This window comes from Jejuibacter sp. L23, from assembly GCF_050815825.1.
Lineage (GTDB): Bacteria > Pseudomonadota > Gammaproteobacteria > Enterobacterales > Enterobacteriaceae > Jejubacter > Jejubacter calystegiae.
The window spans coordinates 393954-414225 of sequence record NZ_CP138199.1 but is presented as its reverse complement, the minus strand read 5'-3'; the positions used below and the strand labels follow the sequence as shown (position 1 = coordinate 414225).

14 protein-coding genes are annotated in these 20272 nt (G+C 57.6%); 9 read left to right on the top strand and 5 right to left on the bottom strand.

Features of this window, described 5'->3' with window-relative positions:
• Nucleotides 1-141: 141 nt before the first annotated feature.
• From SCU88_RS01860 to SCU88_RS01850, 3 genes are all read right to left on the bottom strand, one after another.
• Nucleotides 142-453 (bottom strand): type 1 fimbrial protein, encoded by a 312-nt coding sequence (locus SCU88_RS01860; protein WP_175341873.1) that lies wholly within the window; start codon nucleotides 451-453, stop codon nucleotides 142-144.
• A gap of 284 nt (nucleotides 454-737) precedes the next feature.
• Nucleotides 738-1229, bottom strand: a complete 492-nt coding sequence (locus SCU88_RS01855) for a 4Fe-4S dicluster domain-containing protein (RefSeq protein ID WP_138099132.1) — start codon at nucleotides 1227-1229, stop codon at nucleotides 738-740.
• On the bottom strand, nucleotides 1229-3157 hold the full coding sequence (locus SCU88_RS01850) for an FAD-dependent oxidoreductase (protein WP_175341872.1): 1929 nt from the start codon (nucleotides 3155-3157) through the stop codon (nucleotides 1229-1231). Before SCU88_RS01850 ends, SCU88_RS01855 begins: the two co-directional genes overlap by 1 nt.
• Before the next feature lie 374 nt (nucleotides 3158-3531).
• On the opposite strand from SCU88_RS01850, the gene SCU88_RS01845 reads away from it, so the two are divergent.
• The 3 genes from SCU88_RS01845 to SCU88_RS01835 are packed head-to-tail and all read left to right on the top strand — an operon-like array spanning nucleotide 3532 to nucleotide 7823.
• Nucleotides 3532-6759 (top strand): molybdopterin cofactor-binding domain-containing protein, encoded by a 3228-nt coding sequence (locus SCU88_RS01845; RefSeq protein ID WP_175341871.1) that lies wholly within the window; start codon nucleotides 3532-3534, stop codon nucleotides 6757-6759.
• A gap of 9 nt (nucleotides 6760-6768) precedes the next feature.
• Complete coding sequence (locus SCU88_RS01840; RefSeq protein WP_175341870.1) at nucleotides 6769-7230, top strand: 2Fe-2S iron-sulfur cluster-binding protein; 462 nt, start codon at nucleotides 6769-6771, stop codon at nucleotides 7228-7230.
• A 5-nt stretch (nucleotides 7231-7235) separates the two neighbouring features.
• Nucleotides 7236-7823, top strand: coding sequence for an NTP transferase domain-containing protein (locus SCU88_RS01835; protein WP_175341869.1), 588 nt, complete (start codon nucleotides 7236-7238; stop codon nucleotides 7821-7823).
• Here the strand turns inward: SCU88_RS01835 and SCU88_RS01830 are convergent.
• The gene (locus tag SCU88_RS01830; protein WP_175341868.1) at nucleotides 7801-9528 is read right to left on the bottom strand and encodes a sigma 54-interacting transcriptional regulator; all 1728 of its coding nucleotides are present in this window, start codon (nucleotides 9526-9528) and stop codon (nucleotides 7801-7803) included. The two genes, SCU88_RS01835 and SCU88_RS01830, sit on opposite strands and share 23 nt — an antisense overlap.
• Nucleotides 9529-9866: 338 nt before the next feature.
• Here SCU88_RS01830 and ygeW point away from each other — a divergent pair, with 338 nt between their 5' ends.
• The 5 genes from ygeW to arcC all read left to right on the top strand — a co-directional run bounded on the left by ygeW (nucleotide 9867) and on the right by arcC (nucleotide 16017).
• Nucleotides 9867-11057: a knotted carbamoyltransferase YgeW gene (ygeW, locus tag SCU88_RS01825; protein WP_175341867.1), complete on the top strand. Its 1191-nt coding sequence runs from the start codon at nucleotides 9867-9869 to the stop codon at nucleotides 11055-11057.
• A gap of 55 nt (nucleotides 11058-11112) precedes the next feature.
• Nucleotides 11113-12306 (top strand): diaminopropionate ammonia-lyase, encoded by a 1194-nt coding sequence (dpaL, locus tag SCU88_RS01820; protein ID WP_175341866.1) that lies wholly within the window; start codon nucleotides 11113-11115, stop codon nucleotides 12304-12306.
• Between the two features lie 29 nt (nucleotides 12307-12335).
• Nucleotides 12336-13547, top strand: coding sequence for a YgeY family selenium metabolism-linked hydrolase (locus SCU88_RS01815; RefSeq protein WP_175341865.1), 1212 nt, complete (start codon nucleotides 12336-12338; stop codon nucleotides 13545-13547).
• 144 nt (nucleotides 13548-13691) lie between these two features.
• Nucleotides 13692-15080: a dihydropyrimidinase gene (gene hydA / locus SCU88_RS01810; protein ID WP_175341864.1), complete on the top strand. Its 1389-nt coding sequence runs from the start codon at nucleotides 13692-13694 to the stop codon at nucleotides 15078-15080.
• Nucleotides 15081-15084: 4 nt separating this feature from the next.
• Complete coding sequence (gene arcC, locus SCU88_RS01805; RefSeq protein ID WP_175341863.1) at nucleotides 15085-16017, top strand: carbamate kinase; 933 nt, start codon at nucleotides 15085-15087, stop codon at nucleotides 16015-16017.
• Here arcC and SCU88_RS01800 read toward each other — a convergent pair.
• Complete coding sequence (locus tag SCU88_RS01800) at nucleotides 16007-16852, bottom strand: XdhC family protein (RefSeq protein ID WP_175341862.1); 846 nt, start codon at nucleotides 16850-16852, stop codon at nucleotides 16007-16009. The two genes, arcC and SCU88_RS01800, sit on opposite strands and share 11 nt — an antisense overlap.
• A 318-nt stretch (nucleotides 16853-17170) precedes the next feature.
• On the opposite strand from SCU88_RS01800, the gene ygfK reads away from it, so the two are divergent.
• On the top strand, nucleotides 17171-20272 hold the full coding sequence (gene ygfK / locus SCU88_RS01795) for a putative selenate reductase subunit YgfK (RefSeq protein WP_175341861.1): 3102 nt from the start codon (nucleotides 17171-17173) through the stop codon (nucleotides 20270-20272).

Here is a 20272-nt window from a genome sequence, read left to right as displayed (position 1 = left end):
TGTCATCTGATGTCGTTCCCTTGCCTGCCGATAACAATACTCGCCTTACGCTAAATTCCCAGAAGGAAACATCATGTTTAATGATTGATGAAACCAAATTGTCTTTATGAGGAAGTACGCTAATCTTAAGCGCGACTACCCTCAGTCAAAATTAAGCAAGACTTTTCTTACCTTAAGCTGTTCCCGGGACTCCCCCTGACGATCGATGGTCGCGACCATAATGTGCTTTACAGTAGAGCGCACCGTGGTCCCCTGCTCACCGCTACAGCGCTGGCTAATACCCTGATGGATAGCTTCAGAAAGACATTTTTTTACCGCCGCTGCGGCATTATCAACAATATATCCACGAAAGGAGATCTGGCCACTCCCAATATTCGCTGCGGCAGAAAAGCTGACACTCACGATAAACAAAATAAACATTGAAAACATTTTTTTAAATTTATCCGCCATCATATTTTCACCCTCACCATGACCGCAAGGCGCCACGCCACATGTCAGGCTACTGATTATTTACTGAGTTATTTCGCAATACGACAGACAATAAATGGATATTTAACGGAGAGCAATAAACAGTGAGATGAAAGCGCAATAAAAGCTCAGAACACATTATATAAGATGCAAATGACGACTTTATTCATAATGAGCTTAACAATTTACTATCATGATAAAACACCTCTTTTGGGTAATATTTATCATTTATAGCCGATCCGGGAATAATTCCCCGGACCGGCAAACATTCAGCCTCCACGTTTCGGGAACGCCGTCGTGCGACGGCGCGCCGTGGCTTTTTGCGCCACTTCACCGGCAGTGACTTTTTCCAGCGCCGCCGTCGGACACACGGCAACGCAGGCCGGTCCCGATTCACTGGCACAGCATAGATCGCACTTTACCGGTTGAATGCCCCCCGGCCCTGGGTGGCCTACAATCTCGATCACACCAAAAGGACAGGCCACGACACAGCCGCTACAGCCAATGCATAACGCACCTTCTATCTCTACGCTCTGTTTCCCCTGAATTAGCGCGCCGGTGGGGCACACCGCCACGCAGGGCGCGTTCTCGCACTGATGGCACATCACTGGGGCACTGACCTCTTCCCGCTTCACCACCTTCAGGCGCGGGTAAAAAGGACCTCCCGGACGCGTTTCCCCATCATGGGCCTGAGCACAGGCAATTTCACAGGTGCGACAGCCAATACACAAATTTGCCTGAACCTGAATAAAATCGCTCATCATCCCGCCTCCCGCCCCGGCTGGTCATCCAGGAACGCCACGATATCCCGGGCCGCCTGACGCCCCGCGGCCATGGCGGTCACCACCAGATCGGCGCCGTGTACCGCGTCACCACCGGCGAAAACCCTGGGATGACTGGTACGGGTAGAACCGTCGGTCTCAATCAGTCCCCAGTCGTCGCAGCGCACGCCGTGGCGCGTCAGCCAGGGCATGGGATGCGGCTGAAAGCCAAAAGCCATAATCAGGATCTGTGCCGGTAGCACAAACTCCGAACCGGCTATCGGCTGAGGACGGCGGCGGCCATCGGGACCCGGCGCCCCCATGCAGGTTTTGATCATCCCCACCCCTTTCACCCGCCCCCGACGGTCGAGAGCGATATACTGAGGCTGCACGTTAAACAGGAATTCAGCCCCCTCTTCCCTGGCGTTAATCACCTCTTTTTTCGACCCCGGCATACTGGCCTCATCACGCCGGTAGGCGCAGGTTACGCTGGCGGCACCGCTTCTGACCGAGGTGCGCAAACAGTCCATGGCGGTATCGCCGCCCCCCAGCACCACTACCCGCTTGCTGGTGACGTCAATAAAGGGAGTCTGAGGATCTTCTTCCAGCCCCATGACTCGCCGGGTGCTGGCGATCAGAAATGGCAATGCCTGCACCACGCCAGGGGCATCTTCATGCTCCAGCCCTGCCGCCATCAGTCCGTAAGTCCCCACGCCCAGAAAAACGGCGTCGAACTCTTCCAGCAGCGTATTAAATGCGATATCACGCCCGATTTCACAATTCAGTTGAAAGCGGATGCCCATCGCGCTGAAAATTTCACGCCGGGTTTGCAGCAACTGCTTATCCAGCTTGAAGGGAGGAATACCGAAGGTCAGCAGACCGCCAATTTCAGGATGGCGATCGAAAACCGTCGCCTGAATACCGCTACGGGCCAGCAGATCGGCACAGCCCAGGCCGGCAGGCCCGGCGCCGACAATCGCCACCCGCTCTGGTCGCGGCGATACCGCGCTCAGATCCGGGCGCCACCCCAGGGCCAGCGCGCTATCGGTGATATAGCGCTCCAGATTACCAATGCTGACCGCTCCGCCCCGCGGCTGCATGGTGCAGGCCCCTTCACACAACCTATCCTGGGGGCAAACCCGCCCGCACAATTCTGGCAGCGAGCTGGTCTGGTGGCAGAGTTCGGCCGCCGCCAGAATCTCGCCCTGGTTGACCAGCCGGATGAAGTCAGGAATTGCGTTGTGCAGCGGGCAGGTCCAGTTACACCACGCCTTATCGGCGCAATACAGGCAGCGTTCGCTTTCGCGGGTAGCCTGGCGGGCATCCAGCGCCTGATAGATCTCGTTAAAATGGCTTTTACGCTGGTCGGCGGGGAGCTTCGCGGCCCCTTTACGTTCGGGTCTGACCAGCAGCGCCTGGCTGCGCAACGGTGCCTGCCCCCCACCAAAATCGCCGCTGGCCGTTGCCCGCTGACGATGCTGACGCAGCGCGCTTAGCGCCGCGCCGTCCATCAGCGTGATCGCCTGAGTGGGGCAGTGGGTCACACAGGCAGGCTGGCCTTGCGCCGTCGATTCACAAAGGTCGCACTTCTGCGCAATGCCACGCTGCTCCGCCGTGACCATCTCAATAGCGCCGAAGGGGCAGGCCAGCACGCAGTTTTTACAGCCGATGCACAGCGCCTCATCCAGATGGATCTCCTGCTCGCGGTGGGTCAGCGCCGCCACCGGGCAGCTATCGACACAGGGGGCGTCATTACAGTGGCGACAGGCCACCGCCACGCTCTCTGCCCCCCGGAACACCACCCGAATGCGGGGGAAAAACGCCGTTTTATCCGGCCAGGTTTGCTGATTATGCGCCACCGCGCAGGCCACTTCACAGGCGTGACAACCAATACACTCCCGGGCATCGACGGTAATGAATCTGTTCATGCATTATCCCTTATTCTTTTTTCAGCATTGCTCTTCGGGGATAAATGCAAAAACGGGGACAGTTCGCCTCCCGCGCCCGCTTCGCGGCCAGGTTTGTGAACTGCTTCAAAAATAATGCCCCTGGCCCGCAACCGGAACACCGCAATGCCTCAGACAAAACGTCTCACTTTGAGAATAAACGCCTCACAGTGAAAACCGCATCCCCCAGGCGAACGGCCTCACTCTTACGCCTGACGGCGGCTTTTATTGCGGTACTTCACAACTCCATCGCCCCATAACCATGCTCAGGCACTCTGGCACAGCCATTGCTTTATCGATGACAAACAAAGGATAAGCAGCACCTGACTCCATCCATTAAGGGGAGATTTGATTCAATGGAAACAGCAACTGTGGGCAGTGAAGTGCCGCGTACCGACGGCATGGCCAAAGTAAAGGGGCTTGCGGTATACGGCGACGATATAGTGATGAAGGATATGCTTTACGGCGTCTGCCGCTATGCCGATATCGCCGCCGGACGCATCGAGTCACTGGATCTGTCAGAGGCAGAAAAGGTACCCGGCGTGGTCCGTATCGCCACCTGGCAGGATATTCCGGGCGAAAAGCAGATTGGGGTGGTCGTTCCCGACTATCCGCCCATCGTCGAGCGTGAAATCGCCTTTCGCGGCGATGTGGTGGCCATCGTTGCAGCGGAGACCTATGAAGCGGCCTGCCTGGCGGCGGAAAAAATTAAAGTCACCTATACACCGTGGACGCCGATAACCTCCGTAGAAGAAGCGCTGCGTCCCGGCGCACGACTCATCCACGGCGAGCGCGAGAATAATATTATCGTTTATCACCATACGGTGAAGGGGGATATTGAGGCGGGCTTCGCCGATTCCACCCATATCTTTGAACGCGAATACCGGGTTGGCTTTCAGGAACACGCCTATATCGAGCCCGAATCGATCACCACCTGCTTCGACGACAACGAGCAGATTATGACCGTTTATGGCTCAATTCAGAATGCTCACCGGGTACGCGGCTTCGTGGCGAAATTCCTGGGACTGGCTCAGTCGAAGGTGAATGTCCGGCGTTCAATTCTGGGCGGCTCTTTCGGCGGTAAGGACGATATTATCGATAACCTGGCCTGTCGCGCCGCACTGCTGACCTGGCTGACTTCCCGCCCTGTCAAGATGAGCTATAACCGTGAACAGTCGATGCGCGAAAGCTATAAGCGTCATCCCTATATTATGAAATATAAAATCGGTCTGGATGATAAGGCTAAAATTCAGGCGATCAAGATCGATATTCTGGCCGACGCCGGTGCCTACGCCGGGCAGACCGCCTTCGTCACCTGGCGCAGTTCCGTCCAGGCAGCCGGACCTTATAACATCCCTAACGTACGTATCGACCTCTCCGGCGTCTATACCAACAATAACTACACCTCAGCCTACCGCGGCTTTGGCGCTCCTCAGGTGATCTTCGCCAACGAATCTCTGATGGATGAAGTCGCCGATGCGCTGGGTATGTGCCCCATTGAATTACGCCTGCGCAACATACTGCATCAGAACGATATCAGTATGGCGGGTCAGGCGTTTACCGATCACACCGTCTCCGCCCAGGAGGTTCTGGAAAGAGCTATCGAAAGCACCGATTTTATTGAGAAGCGCCGTCGTTACGCCGAACTGAACGCTCAGGGAGGACCGCTCAAATACGGTATCGGGCTGGCGGTTAGCCACCGCGGCTGTTCACTGGGCGCGGAAGGGCTTGACGCCTCATCAGCGTTAATCCAGATAAACGCCGACGGCAGTGTGAATATCTCGACTTCTGTTTCCGAAAATGGCCAGGGGCTACAGACCACCATGTCGATGATCGCCGCCGAGGCGTTCGGCATCGGGCTGGATCAGGTGATGTTCAGCGAACCGGATACCGCCATGATCGCCGACGGCGGTTCGACGGTGGCTTCCCGCGGTACTTTGATGGGCGGCCAGGCTATCCTGAACGCGGCCAATAAGCTCAAGAGCCGCATGGTAGCGGCGATTACCGAAAAACTGTCGGTGGAAAGCCCCGACGATCTGGTGTGGGAAAACGGTAAAGTCTTCAATCGCCGCCACCCCTACAATCGTCTGGCATTTCGGGACGTCGTCAATATCACCCACGCTACCGGTGCCAACCTTTCCGCCTATGGCTGGCACGTTGCCCCGCCAATCCATTGGGACGAAGAAAAAGGGACCGGCAGCCCCTACTTCACCTGGGTTTACGGCTGCCAGATTGCCGATATCGTGGTGGATACCCGAACCGGCAAAATCACCATCAATCATGCCACCGCAGTCCACGATGTCGGCAAAGTCATCAACAAAGTCGGCTTCGAGGGGCAGGTCAGCGGTGGCATCGCCCAGGGGATGGTCGGCTACGGCATGCTGGAAGAGTTTAATATTGAACAGGGCGAGGTGAAGTCTGAAAACTTCGACACCTACCTGCTGCCCACCATCAAAGATATCCCCCCCATGACCATTATTCCGGTCGAAAACCACGATAACGCGGGCCCCTTCGGCGCTAAAGTTATTGGCGAACCAGTGCTGGAACTGGGTGCCGCGGCACTGAATAACGCCGTCAGCTTTGCGATGGGTAAGCGTAATTACGCCCTGCCCCTGACTCTGGAGCAGGTCAAACTGGGTCATCCGCTGAAAAAACCGGTGCGCCAGAGCGAACTGATGGCCGAATCGGCGGAAAAGAAACAGGTGTTGCGGCTGAATACCCTGGCTCTTACCCGGGCCCGCACTCTGGAAGAGGCGCTGTTCCTGCTCAGAGAAGATCCACAGCGGCGGGTTATCGCAGGCGGAACCGACGTGCTGGTTCAGGCCCGTCTCAACGCCGCACCGATACCGCTGGTGGATATCTCCGGCATTAAGGCGCTGAAAACCATTACCGCCCAGAAGGATGGCAGCGTGCGGATCGGTGCGGGTGTCTGCTTTAGCGATCTTACCCGTCATGAACGTATCGCCTCCCGGTATCCGCTGCTGGTAACCGCTTGCAACACCATAGGCTCACTTCAATTACGTAACCGCGCCACCGTGGGCGGCAATATCGTCAACGCCGCGCCCTGCGCCGATTCCGTGCCGCCTCTTATTATCTACGATGCCCGGGTCGAGCTTCAGCGCCACGGCGCAGAGCCCCGCCTGATGCCACTGAGCGACTTTATTACCGGGGGCTATAAGACCCAACTTGAATCCGGTGAACTGCTGACCGCGATTCTCCTGCCGCCGCCACAGCGGCATACGGGGCTTCAGCAGCGCTATCTGCAGCTCGGCCGCCGTAATGCGCTGAATATCACACGCCAGAGCTTCACTGGGCAGTTCGTGGTGGACGAATCCGGCATGCTGACCTTCTGCCGAATAGTCGATGGCGCCCTGTTTAGTCACCCCCAGCGGCTGATCGCCCTGGAGAAATGCCTGACGGGCCGTCAGCTTAATGCGTCGCTGATTCAGGAAGGCGCAACGCTACTGCAGCAAATGCTGGAACAGGCCATTGGGAAACGCTGGTCCGCGCCCTACAAGGTGCCGACTGGAATCGAAATGTTTACGCAGCTGCTGGAAGAGGTTCTGGCGAACAAAGGCAGATAAGGAGGAAACATGCATCGTATTGAACTGAAAGTGAATGGTATCAGCGTTCATCACGACGTCGAAGATAACCAGCGGCTGATCGATTTTCTACGCGACGACCTGCGACTGACGGGAACCAAAGAAGGATGCTCCGTTGGCGAATGCGGCGCCTGTACAGTTATCGTTGACGGCAAGGCGGTCTGTTCCTGCCTGCTGCTGGCGGCCCAGTGCGATGGCGCAGAGGTCGTTACCGTCGAAGCACTACGTCACGACAAGGTCGGCCAGCGGCTACAGGCGGCTTTTGTTCGCCACGGCGGCGTCCAGTGTGGATTCTGCACGCCCGGCGTGTTAATGAGCGCCAAAGCGCTGCTGGATAGCACGCCACAGCCAACCAATGCGCAGATCCACGACGCGCTGGAAGGCAATCTGTGCCGTTGCACCGGCTATGCGCCAATTATCAAATCGATAAAAGCCGTTCTGAAACCAGCCTGAGCATCATGAAACAGTGTCTGATGCTGGCGGCGGGCCTGTCGTCGCGAATGGGGCAGTGGAAGATGCTGCTGCCCTGGGGTGACAGCGGCTGCGTACTGGACAGCGCGCTGGATAACGCGCTCGCCTTCTGCGAGCGCGTGGTGCTGGTCACCGGCTTTCGGGGCGAAACCCTGCGCCAGCGCTATGCCGCCCGTTCCGGCGTAGTGCTGTGCCATAACCCCGATTATGTTCAGGGCATGTTCTCATCGCTGCGCTGCGGCGCCCGAGCGCTGACGCCGGGTCATCACTTTTTTATGGTGCCTGGCGATATGCCCGCCATTCATCCCGGTATTTATGCCGCGCTGTGGCGCCACCGCGGCAACATGAGCCTCGTCCCCTTCTGCAACGGAGGACGAGGCCATCCGGTACTGCTGCCCCCCGTGCTACGCGAGCACATTCTCAACGCCGGACCCCAGGATATTCTACGACAGCTAATGGAACGCCAGGGTCGCAAAACCCTGCTGGTGGACAGCCACACCATCCACCAGGATCTGGATACGCCATCGCAGTATCGTGAAGCGTATGAACGCCTTACGCCAGGTCGTACTTTTTAATCTTGCGGTACAGGGTGGCCACGCCAATGCCCAGTTCATCGGCCACCTGTTTCTTATTACGGGTGCGCTGTAATGCCTCTTCAATCAGCGTTCTCTCTATCGATTTAAGATTCGATTGGGCGCTGTCCACCACAGTGGTGACGCCAGCACAGCCCTCTCCCGGCGCCTTCGGGACAGGCGCGTGGAAATAGTGGGAATGGAAGACCGGCGGCAGTAGCGCACTGTCGATCACCTCACCTTCCGGCACGATATTGATCAGATACTCCACCAGATTACTTAATTCCCGTACATTGCCCGGCCACGAGTGGGCACATAGCATCTTCATCACTTCCGGACTAACGCCAGCCCAGCGTCGACCAATGCGTCGGGCATGCCAGGCCATAAAGTGGTTAATCAGCAACTCCACATCGCCTTCCCGTTCCCGCAGCGGCGGCAGCCAGAGTGGAATCACATTAAGCCGGTAGAAAAGATCTTCGCGGAAATGACCTTCACGAATATGCGCCTCCAGATTCTGATGAGTGGCGGAGATGATCCGGATATCCACCGGCACCGGTACGCTGGAACCAACCGGCATCACCTCCCGGCTCTCGATGGCGCGTAACAAGCGAGCCTGCAGGCCCTGAGGCATATCGCCAATTTCATCCAGGAACAGGGTGCCGCCGTTAGCCACCTGGAGCAGGCCTGGCTTGCCACCAGGCGACGCACCGGTAAAGGCCCCTTTTGCATAGCCGAACAGCTCGCTCTCCAGGAGATTTTCCGGTATCGCCGCGCAGTTGATGGCGACAAAGGCTTTATCGTGGCGCGGGCTAAGACGATGAATAGCACGAGCCACTACCTCTTTACCGGTGCCGCTTTCCCCCAGAATCATCACACTGGACGGGCTACCGGCAATGCGGCCAACCAGGCGCCTGAGTTTGCGAATGGCCACCGATTCTCCGATCAGATTCTTAATGGTGGGCACCGCGGGTTCCGGCGCCTCCCCTTCCCGTTCGGCTGGCAGACAGGCGGAAGGCAGCAAAAACGCGCCGTTTTCCGCTTCGCTAAACTGGCCGGTAATTCGCCAGCGCCGCTCCCCTGCGCGCAGCAAGAAGGTCTGTTGCCTGGGGGAAGATTCCAGCACGGCATTTTGCCACAGCAGCGCATCTTCGCCCGGACCTATCATCTCTCTGGCCCGATCGTTAATCAGTACCACGTTTTGCTGACGATCGCAGAGGATTACGGCGCGATCGATACCCGCAGCCAGACGTTGCAACAGGGGATCAAGAAGCGGTTCCTTCCTGTGCAGCACGGCAAGATTAGCGGCCAGCAGCGTGGAAATATGGCGAATATATTCAATAAACATACTGGTATGTTCGCGCAGGTGACGCAGTTGCGTAATATTCACCGCCACCAGACTTATCACCCCCAGACAGCGCTGCTGATGAACAATCGGTACGCCGATGAACCCCCGTTCCCGGCAGCTTTCGCGCTGGGTACAGTCCTGGCACAGCAGGTTCTGCCGGGAATCAAAGATCACCACCTCCTGCTTTTTTTCCATCACCTCTTTCAGTAACACCGTATTACTGGCCGGTACCTGGCCGAACCGCTGGCCGTACGGGCCAGTACCGGCAATGCGCAGCAGCTGGTTATCCACCACTTCCACTTCAAGATGCAACACATTCGCCAACAGACTGGCGAAATGTTGAATGGTTTTTTGAATTGGCATCAGGAGTGAATGGGTTGGAGGGGCACTATTTATGGTGACACAGGCATTTTTGATATTTTCACAGACGTTATCCGCCTCCTGCTCTCTCATTTTGATAACTGAGTTTCCTTTTCTCATTTTGATCCCCCTTGATCCGCACACTTTGATTCAAAAAACGGCGTTGTTCGAGATTACTCCCTGGGGGGTATGAAAAAACATGACTGATGCCAAACATTTAGCACTGGCCCACAACCTGGCACAAAACTTGTTTGTTAGTTGCTGCGCGCCTTCAGGAAAACGAAGTCGCTTCCTCTCATACACCCGAACTTGTCAATTTGTGTTCGTAAGGGATCTCATAAATGAAAGAGATAAAACATCTGATTAATATCATCAACGATAAGCTGTCCGAACTACATAAAAAGGATTTTTTACTGACATGGGAACAGAGCCGCGACGAGCTGGAACAGATTCTTTACCTGGCCGAAGCCCTGAAATCCCTGCGCGCCAGTAATATTGACACCCGCGTATTCAATAATGGCCTGGGCATCTCGCTGTTTCGCGATAACTCCACCCGAACCCGTTTTTCCTATGCCTCTGCGCTTAACCTGGTCGGTCTGACTCAACAGGATCTGGATGAAGGCAAGTCGCAAATCGCCCACGGCGAAACGGTGCGTGAAACCGCCAATATGATCGCCTTCTGCGCCGAAGCTATCGGTATCCGCGATGATATGTATCTGGGAGCCGGTAACGCCTATATGCGCGAAGTAGGACAGGCGCTGGATGAAGGGTTCGCCGAAGGCGTGCTGCCGCAGCGCCCCGCCATCGTCAATCTGCAGTGCGATATCGACCATCCGACTCAAGCCATGGCCGATCTCGCCTGGCTTAAAGAGCATTTCGGCAGCCTGGAAAACCTGCGCGGTAAGAAAATCGCCATGACCTGGGCCTATTCCCCCAGCTACGGCAAACCGCTGTCGGTTCCTCAGGGCATTATCGGCCTGATGACGCGCTTTGGAATGGACGTCACTCTGGCCCATCCCCAGGGCTACGACCTGATTCCCGATGTCATTAACGTGGCGAAGAATAACGCCCGGGATTCCGGCGGTAGCTTCCGTCAGGTCAGCAGTATGGAAGAGGCCTTCCAGGGCGCCGATATCGTCTATCCCAAATCCTGGGCGCCATGGCAAATCATGCAGCAGCGTACCGAGCTACTGCGCCAGAACGACAGCCAGGGGCTGAAGGCGCTGGAACAAACCTGCCTGGCGGAAAACGCCCGCCATACCCACTGGCACTGTACCGAAGAGATGATGGCCCGTACCCGCAACGGCAGCGCGCTCTATATGCACTGCCTGCCTGCGGATATTACCGGCGTCTCCTGTGAACGCGGCGAAGTGGAAGCCAGCGTGTTCGAACGCTACCGCATCGCCACCTATAAAGAGGCCAGTTGGAAGCCCTGGATCATCGCCGCTATGATCCTGGCCCGCAAGTTCGCCAGACCTGGCGATGTGCTGGCGCAGCGTCTGGAAGCAGCCACTCCCCGTATTTACGGCTAACGACCTCTCCGGACGCCGCCATAGCAGGCGTCCGGGATGTTTGAGGAATTCTCGTATGTCACAGTTTGAACTGAAAATAGCGATCGCCGACAACGGGCGTTTTCATCCCAAAACGGATCCGCGCTTCGGTCAGCAGACCGCCCGGGAAGCGCGCCACTTCCATCGCACCCTGAATGGCTATCGCCCCACGCCGCTGTATGCCATGAACCACTTCGCCCAGGCCCTTGGCGTCAGTCAGGTGCTGGTGAAGGATGAATCGCAGCGCTTCAGCCTTAACGCCTTCAAAATGCTGGGGGGAACCTGGGCCATTGCCCGCCTGCTGTGCCAGAAGCTGAATCTCGATATTCAACGATTCTCCTTCGAAAAGTTTCGTCGGCAGGGCATCCCTCCCATGACCTTCGCCACCACTACCGATGGCAACCACGGCCGCGGCGTCGCCTGGGCCGCACGGGAGCTGGGGCAACATGCGGTTATCTATATGCCAAAAGGCTCTTCGCCGTTCCGTGTGAAACACATTACCGATCTGGGTGCGGAGTGCATTGTCACTGATATGAACTACGACGATACCGTACGCCTGACTATGCGTATGGCCGCCGAACGCGGATGGGAGGTGGTCCAGGATACGGCCTGGGAAGGCTATACCGACGTGCCGACATGGATTATGCAGGGCTATGCGACGCTTGCCGACGAGGCGGCGGAACAGATGGGGTCCATGCTGAACGCGCCGCCGACCCACCTTCTGCTCCAGGCCGGAGTCGGCGCTATGGCGGGTGGCGTCCTTGGCTACTTCGCCGATCGCTACGGCGCTGACCGGCTACACACCATTGTAGTGGAACCCGATCGGGCCGACTGCCTGTACCGCTCCGCCCTTCAGGGTGACATCGTCAATGTCTCCGGCGATATGAACACCATTATGGCGGGCCTGGCCTGCGGTGAACCTAATCCCCTCGGCTGGCCGCTGCTGCGCGATAACGTCAGGCAATTTATCTCCTGCGAGGATCGGGTCGCGGCACTGGGCATGCGCGTGCTGGGCAATCCACTGGAGGGCGATCCACAGATCGTTTCCGGCGAATCGGGCGCCGTCACCGTCGGCCTGCTGGCCGCAGTCATGCATCACCCCAAGCGTGCGGCACTGATGAAGCAATTAAATCTCACCCCGGAATCACGCATTCTCGCCATCAGCACCGAAGGCGATACCGATCCGCAACACTATCGCGAAGTGGTATGGGAAGGGAAAGACGCAATTTAAGCAATTAAGAATAAGTGAGGAAATCTGTTATGGCTAAATCTGTACCCTTCAACGACATTCTGAAACTGGCTCAGCGCTATCAGCCGGAAATGACGCGCTTTCTGCGCGATATGATCGCGATCCCCAGCGAAAGTTGCGACGAAAAGCGCGTTGTCCAGCGCATTAAGGAAGAGATGGAAAAGGTCGGCTTCGACAAAATCGAGATCGACCCCATGGGCAACATTCTGGGCTATATCGGTCACGGTCCGCGTCTGCTGGCGATGGACGCTCATATCGATACCGTCGGTGTCGGCAACATCAATAACTGGAAATTCGACCCTTACGAGGGCATGGAAGACGATGAAATTATCGGAGGACGCGGCACTTCGGACCAGGAAGGCGGTATGGCGTCAATGGTCTATGCCGGTAAAATTATCAAAGAGTTAGGACTGGAAGATGACTATACCCTGCTAGTGACCGGCACTGTACAGGAAGAGGACTGCGACGGCCTGTGCTGGCAGTACATCATCGAACAGTCCGGCATTCGCCCGGAATTTGTGGTCAGTACCGAACCCACAGACTGTCAGATTTACCGCGGCCAGCGTGGACGTATGGAGATCCGGGTCGAGGTGGACGGCATCAGTTGCCACGGCTCTGCGCCGGAGCGCGGCGATAACGCGATCTTTAAAATGGCGCCGATCCTGACGGAGTTGCAGTCTCTGGCTGGTCATCTGGGCAACGACGACTTCCTTGGCAAAGGTACCCTGACCGTTTCAGAGATCTTCTTTACCTCCCCCAGCCGCTGTGCGGTAGCGGACAGTTGCGCTGTCTCTATCGACCGCCGCCTGACCTGGGGCGAAACCTGGGAAGGGGCGCTGGAAGAGATCCGCGCACTGCCCGCCGTCAAGGCCGCCAAAGCCCGGGTGTTACTCTATCAGTACGATCGTCCTTCCTGGACCGGCCTGGTCTACCCCACCGAATGCTACTTCCCCACCTGGAAAGTGGAAGAAGATCACTTTACGGTGCGTAGCCTGAGCGCGGCTTATCAGGGGCTGTTTAACAAGGATCCGGTGGTCGACAAATGGACCTTCTCAACCAATGGAGTTTCTATTATGGGTCGCCACGGTATTCCAGTCATTGGCTTCGGCCCCGGTAAAGAGCCAGAGGCCCACGCACCCAACGAGAAGACCTGGAAATCACATCTGGTGACCTGTGCGGCAATGTATGCAGCGATTCCGTTAACCTGGCTGCAGCAGTCCTGAGACACCCTTACCCCGGTCCTCTCCCATCAGGGAGAGGGAGATCCAGTCTGAGGCTATAAGCCGCGACATGTGCCCCCTCTCCCTCCTCGGGAGAGGATGTATTCAGTCTGAGGCGCCCTGTGCAAGCGCCCCGGGAGCAGAGCCATGAAAGTATTAATTAAGGGCGGTACCCTGGTGGATGCCAACAGAGAATATCGCCGCGACCTACTGATTGAGAATGGAAAAATCGCCCAAACCTCTGCCGATATCCCTGATAAACAGGTCGACCAGGTGATTGACGCCAGCGGCCTGCTGGTGATGCCTGGCGGTGTGGATGTCCATACCCATTTTAATATTGACGTTGGAATTGCGCGCAGTTGTGACGACTTCTTTACCGGTACCCGCGCCGCCGCCTGTGGCGGCACCACAACCATTATCGATCATATGGGATTCGGCCCTACTGGCTGCAATCTGCATCACCAACTTGAACTGTATCATCAATATGCTCGTGATAAAGCCGTCATTGATTACAGCTTCCATGGCGTAATCCAGCATATCAATGACGCAATTCTGGATGAACTGACATCAATGGTTCACGAGGAAGGGATTAGCAGCTTTAAATTCTACCTCACTTATAAGTACAACCTGCAGGATGCCGACACGCTTCATTTGTTACGTCGTCTGAAAGAAGTTGGCGCTCTGGCAACGGTGCATCCGGAAAATAATGCAGTAGTGAATGACAACCGCGAGCGCTTTATCAAAGAGGGGAAAACTGCCCCCATCTGGCATGCGCGCAGTCGCCCAGTCGCCTGCGAAGCGGAAGCGATTGCCCGAACCATCAATCTGGCACGCCTGGCAGGTGATGCCCCACTCTATATCGTCCACCTGTCAAATGGACTGGGGCTGGAATATGTCAAACTAGCACAAGCGCAGCGCCAGCCAGTGTGGGTAGAAACCTGTCCACAGTATCTGCTGCTGGATATCAATCTCTATCAGCGGCCAGATGCCCTGAAATATATATTAACGCCTCCTCTGCGTCCTCACGGCGAACAGGACAAACTATGGGTCGGCATTACCGACGGCAGTATCAACACCGTCGCCACCGATCACTGCACCTTCCCGCTCTCCTTGCGCCAGAGGATGGCCGCTGACGATTTCACCCGCTGCCCGAACGGTTTGCCCGGAGTTGAAAACCGGATGGCGTTGCTGTTTTCCGAAGGGGTCGCGACCGGGCGCATCAGCCCTTCACGCTTCGTGGCACTGACCAGCGCCACGCCGGCGCAGCTTTTTGGCTTATGGCCGCGTAAAGGCAATCTGATGCCCGGCAGTGATGCCGACCTGGTGCTGTTTGATCCCCACTGTCGTACCACCATTCACCACAGCGAACTGCATGATAACGTCGACTACTCCCCCTGGGAGGGATTCACCTGCCACGGCTGGCCGGTCATGACCCTTTCCCGCGGCGAAGTGGTCTGCGAACGCGGACGCTTTACTGGTCGGGCAGGGCACGGACGTTTCCTGCACCGGCAACCTTTTTCCGTTAATCGGGGGTAGATCCATGAAGAAAAGAATCGTACTGGCACTGGGCGGTAACGCGCTGGGCAAAGATCTGGCAGAACAAATGCAGGCAGTACAAGGCACCGCACAGGCGCTGGCTGGCCTGATTGAAGAAGGGCACGAGCTGGTAATTACTCACGGTAATGGGCCCCAGGTCGGCATGATCCATCAGGCTTTTGAGTCTGCGGCCCACACTCCGGCCCATTCACCGGTACTGCCGATGTCGGTCTGCGTGGCGCTCAGCCAGGGCTACATTGGTTACGATCTGCAAAATGCGCTGCGTGAAGAGCTGCGCAAACGCGGTATCAATAAGGGCGTGGCGGCGCTGATTACCCAGGTTCGGGTCGATGAGCGCGACCCAGCGTTTCACCAGCCCGACAAACCCATCGGCTCCTTTCTGAGCGAGAATAACGCCCAACAGCTGGCACGGCAAGGCGTGCGGGTTCGGGAAGAACCGGGGCGCGGCTGGCGTCGCGTGGTGGCCTCCCCCGAACCAGTCGAAATCATCGAGCTGGATGCCATTAAGGCGATGCTGGCCGCCGGTCAGGTACCCATCGCCATCGGCGGCGGCGGAATCCCGGTGGTGGCGGAGGGGGCCCATTTACGCGGCGCCAGCGCCGTAATCGATAAAGATCGCGCCAGTGCGCTACTGGCCCAGGCCATAGACGCGGATATGCTGATCATCCTGACCGCGGTAGAGAAAGTGGCAGTACACTTTAATACCCCACAGCAGCAATGGCTGGATAGCATGACCCCCCAGCAGGCTCACGCCTATATCCGCGCCGGCGAGTTCGCACCAGGATCGATGCTGCCAAAGGTAGAAGCGGCACTGGCCTTTGCGGAGTCGCGCCCGGGCCGTCAAGCGCTGATTACCCTGCTGGCGCGTGCCAGCGACGGCATTGCCGGGAGAACCGGCACCATCATCAGCCAGTAACGGCAATCTCCTGCTGACAGGCGGCAGCTTGTGCTTCGCCGTCTGTCGGTGTCACTTGCGGCGTTACCCGATGGCCGCGATACAGACTGACGAGCTCGCCCAGAATGCTGATCGCAATCTCTGCGGGCGTTTCGGCGTGAATATCCAGACCAAGCGGCGCATGCAAACGCGCGACCTCTTGTTCCGCCAGCCCCAGCTCTTTACGCAGGACATTGCGGAAATGGTGGGCCTTGCGTCGACTGGCCAGCAGGCCCAGATAACGTACCGGCAGCCCAATGACCCTGGTCAGCGCTTCTCTGTCTTCATGATTGGTGGCGATCACCACATAGCTTTGTTCATCCAGCCCTAGTTGGGGAACAATCGCGGCATAATCCTTACCACTCACCCGCCGACAGGCTGTCGGTAGTTCGGGATGCTCCAGGTTGGCCTGCCAGGTATCCGCCACGGTCACCTGGAAATCCAGCGCCAGCGCCGCCCTGGCCACTTCCCGATTCACATGACCGGCCCCCAACAGGAACAGCTCAGGGCGCCGGGGATAAACGGCGATATGCACCGTCACCGCGCCGCCACAGTCGGAACCGACCGCGTTCTCTCCCTGACGCGCCAGCCGACCGTGAAACAGGCAGGAGGCACCTTCCACTACCGCCGCTCTGGCACGCTCAATGGCAAGCCGTTCCAGCATACCGCCACCAATGGTGCCATGTACCTCGCCGCCTTCGGTCACCACCATGCAGGCGGAATGGCGCGGCGTTGAGCCCCGGCTTTCCACAATCTGCAACAGGGCAAAGCTTCGGTTTTCCGCCTCCAGGCGGGACAGGGTAGAAAAAATAGTCATCACACGAGCCCTCGTCATTCCGGAATAGATTCCAAAAAGAAGCAACTCTTGTGCCGCCCCCGATTTTCGGGCTATCCGCCCCGAATTTTATCATTTTGATACGGCCCGGCGGCCAGAATGTCTCACCCTGCGAGAGTCGCTCCAGGCTCCCCTGCCCCATACCCGCTTTTGCCGTGCAGAGTGCGAATCCAGTCACGATACCGGCGCGAAATCCGCCACAGATGCACCACTGGCTCAGATGTTGCTTCCCGGTAGCTGCGATCCTCCGTCACCGGCACCGCGCCGGGCACAAAAGAACAACAGAGCAAGGAGCAATGTATGGCTGACATCATGCGTCCCATTCCTTTTAGTGAGCTTTTAACGCGCATCTGCGCCGAATATGAAGAGACGGGTGCCATCTTTGGCATCCCCGAAACCGAATTTTATACCCGCGATCCCTCGCGCCAGATTTCGCTGTTCGGCGAAACCTGCGACACCCCCGTAGGCCCGGCAGCGGGCCCACACACCCAACTGGCCCCTAATATCATCGTCGCCTGGCTGACCGGCGGCAGTTTTATCGAACTGAAAACGGTGCAGATCCTTGACCGTCTGGAGCTGGAAAAACCCTGTATCGACGCCAGCGATGAGGCCTTTAACACCGAATGGTCCACCGAGTACACGCTGGAGAAAGCCTGGGACGAGTATATGAAGGCCTGGATGGCGCTCTGGCTGCTGGAAACGCTGCTCTCCCCACGTGGGCCGCTGCAGGGGCGCTCATTTATCTTCAATATGAGCGTCGGTTACGACCTTAAGGGCATCACCCAACCGCCGATGCAGAAATTTATCGACGAGATGATGGATGCTGGAAAAAACAGCAAATTTGGCCGCTACCGTCAGGAACTGGCGCAGTTTATCGCCCGGGGCAGCTGGAAATTGCTGGCCAAAGGCGATGCCCGGGCGCTGCGCGAGCTGCCGGAAAATATCTCACCGCGCATGGTACGCAGCGTAACGCTTTCCACCATGCATGGTTGCCCACCGGATGAAATTGAGTCCATCTGCCGCTATATGCTGACGGAAAAGAACCTTCACACCTACGTGAAGCTCAACCCCACCCTGTTGGGTTACGCCCGGGTCCGGGCCATCCTCGACGGTAACGGCTTCGACTATATCTCCCTCAGCGAGGAGTCGTTCAGTCACGACCTCCAGGCGGAACAGGCGCTGGAGATGCTGACACGCCTGATAGCGCTGGGCGCCGAGAAAAAGCTCTCTTTTGGCGTGAAGCTGACCAACACTCTGGGCGCCCGCAACCATAAAGGCGTACTGCCCGGTGATGAGATGTATATGTCCGGACGAGCGCTGTTCCCGCTCTCCATTAACGTGGCGGCCATGCTGTCGCGCCATTTTGATGGCCGCCTGCCCATCTCCTATTCCGGCGGCGCCAGCCAGTTCAACATCGTCGATATCTTCAGCGCCGGTATCCAGCCCATCACCATGGCAACGGATCTGCTGAAACCCGGCGGCTACCTGCGCATGGCCGAATGTGCCCGTCTGCTGTCACAGATTGAGGACTGGCAACATGACGGGATCAACGTTGCCGCGTTAAACCGCCTGGCGGATAAAGCACTGAGCGCCGACTGGGCCCAGAAAGCCTGGAAAGGCAAAGAGGAGATCGACACTGGCGAGGCGCTACCGCTGGTGGACTGTTACGTCGCTCCCTGCGTCACCGCCTGCGCCATTAAGCAGGATATCCCGGAATATCTGCGGCTGGCAGGCCAGGGGCGCTATGCCGATGCCCTGTCGCTGATTTATGAACGCAACGCCCTGCCGTCCATTACCGGCCATATCTGCGATCACCAGTGCCAGTTTAACTGTACCCGTCTGGACTACGAGAACGCCCTGAATATCCGGGCCATTAAAAAGATTGCCCGGGAAAAAGGCTGGGAGGAATATCGTCGCCGCTGGCATAAGCCTGCGGGTACCGGCAATCGCCATCCGGTGGCGGTGATAGGCGCCGGTCCAGCAGGTCTGGCGGCCGGTTACTTCCTGGCTCGGGCCGGACATCCGGTGACCCTGTTCGAACGCGAGGCCAACGCTGGAGGTATTGTCAGAAACATCGTGCCACGTTTCCGTATTCCAGCGGAACTGGTACAGCAGGATATCGACTTTATCGCCGATCACGGGGTGAAATTCGTCTACAACTGCGATCCGCACCTGACCATAGACACGCTACGCCAGCAGGGATTCCACTATATCTGCATCGGTACTGGCGCAGGCCAGAGCAATGTGCTGCAACTCGCAGGCGACAATCCTGACGTCTGGCGATCCTTCGACTTCCTGCGCGCCTTTAACAGCGACGCCCCACCGCCCTTGCGTGGCGAAATCGCCATTGTCGGCGCCGGTAATACCGCTATGGACTGCGCCCGTGCAGCGTTGCGGCTACCGGAAGTCACCGGCGCCACCATCGTTTACCGCCGGGATCGGGACGCCATGCCCGCCTGGCCTGAAGAGATTGAAGAAGCCGAACAGGACGGCGTGCGCTTCGTGACGCTGGTGAACCCGGAACGCTACGATGCCGATGGTCAGTTGCATCTGCGGGTAATGCGCCTGGGCGAGCCCGACTCAGGCGGGCGCCGCCGCCCGCTGCCCACCGATGAGCAGCGCACCCTGCACTTCGATGCGCTCATTACCGCGACCGGCGAATCTCCGGACTGGCAGGCACTGCGAGCCATGGGGCTGGAGAGCAATAATGGCGACGCCCCGTCGGTCGATCCTCAAACGCTGGAAACCGCGCTACCAAACGTCTTTCTGATTGGCGATGTACAGAGCGGCCCGGCCTCTATCGTGGGCGCCATCGGCGGTGCACGTAAGGCCTGTGACACCATCCTTAAACGTGAAAATATTACCGTGACTCATACCCGTCGCGACGCCATGAATACCGATCCCCTGGAGGTCTACAGCCGTAAAGGCGCCATCGCCGTGCGCCAAATAGCGCCCGACGCGCCGGATGCGTTCGCCCGCCAGGAAGCGTCGCGCTGTCTTTCCTGTAACTACGTGTGCAGTAAGTGCGTGGATGTCTGCCCCAACCGCGCCAATATCGCCATTCCGGTACCGGGCTTCCACAGCCGCCAGCAGATCCTTCACCTGGACGCGCTGTGCAACGAATGCGGCAACTGCGCCCAGTTCTGTCCGTGGCAAGGCAAACCCTACAAGGACAAGGTTACGGTCTTTAGTCTTGCAAAAGATTTTGAGCAAAGCGATAACCCGGGCTTCCTGCTGGACGGAAAGCAAATACATATTCGTCAGGATGGACGCACCTGGCAGTTTGCGCTTGATGAAAACGGAGAACCTGTCGGTCTGCCAGACACGCTGGCGCAGATGGACCGGATTATCAACTACACCCGGCAGCATCATGGCTATCTGCTGGGTGCCGTGGAGGAATAA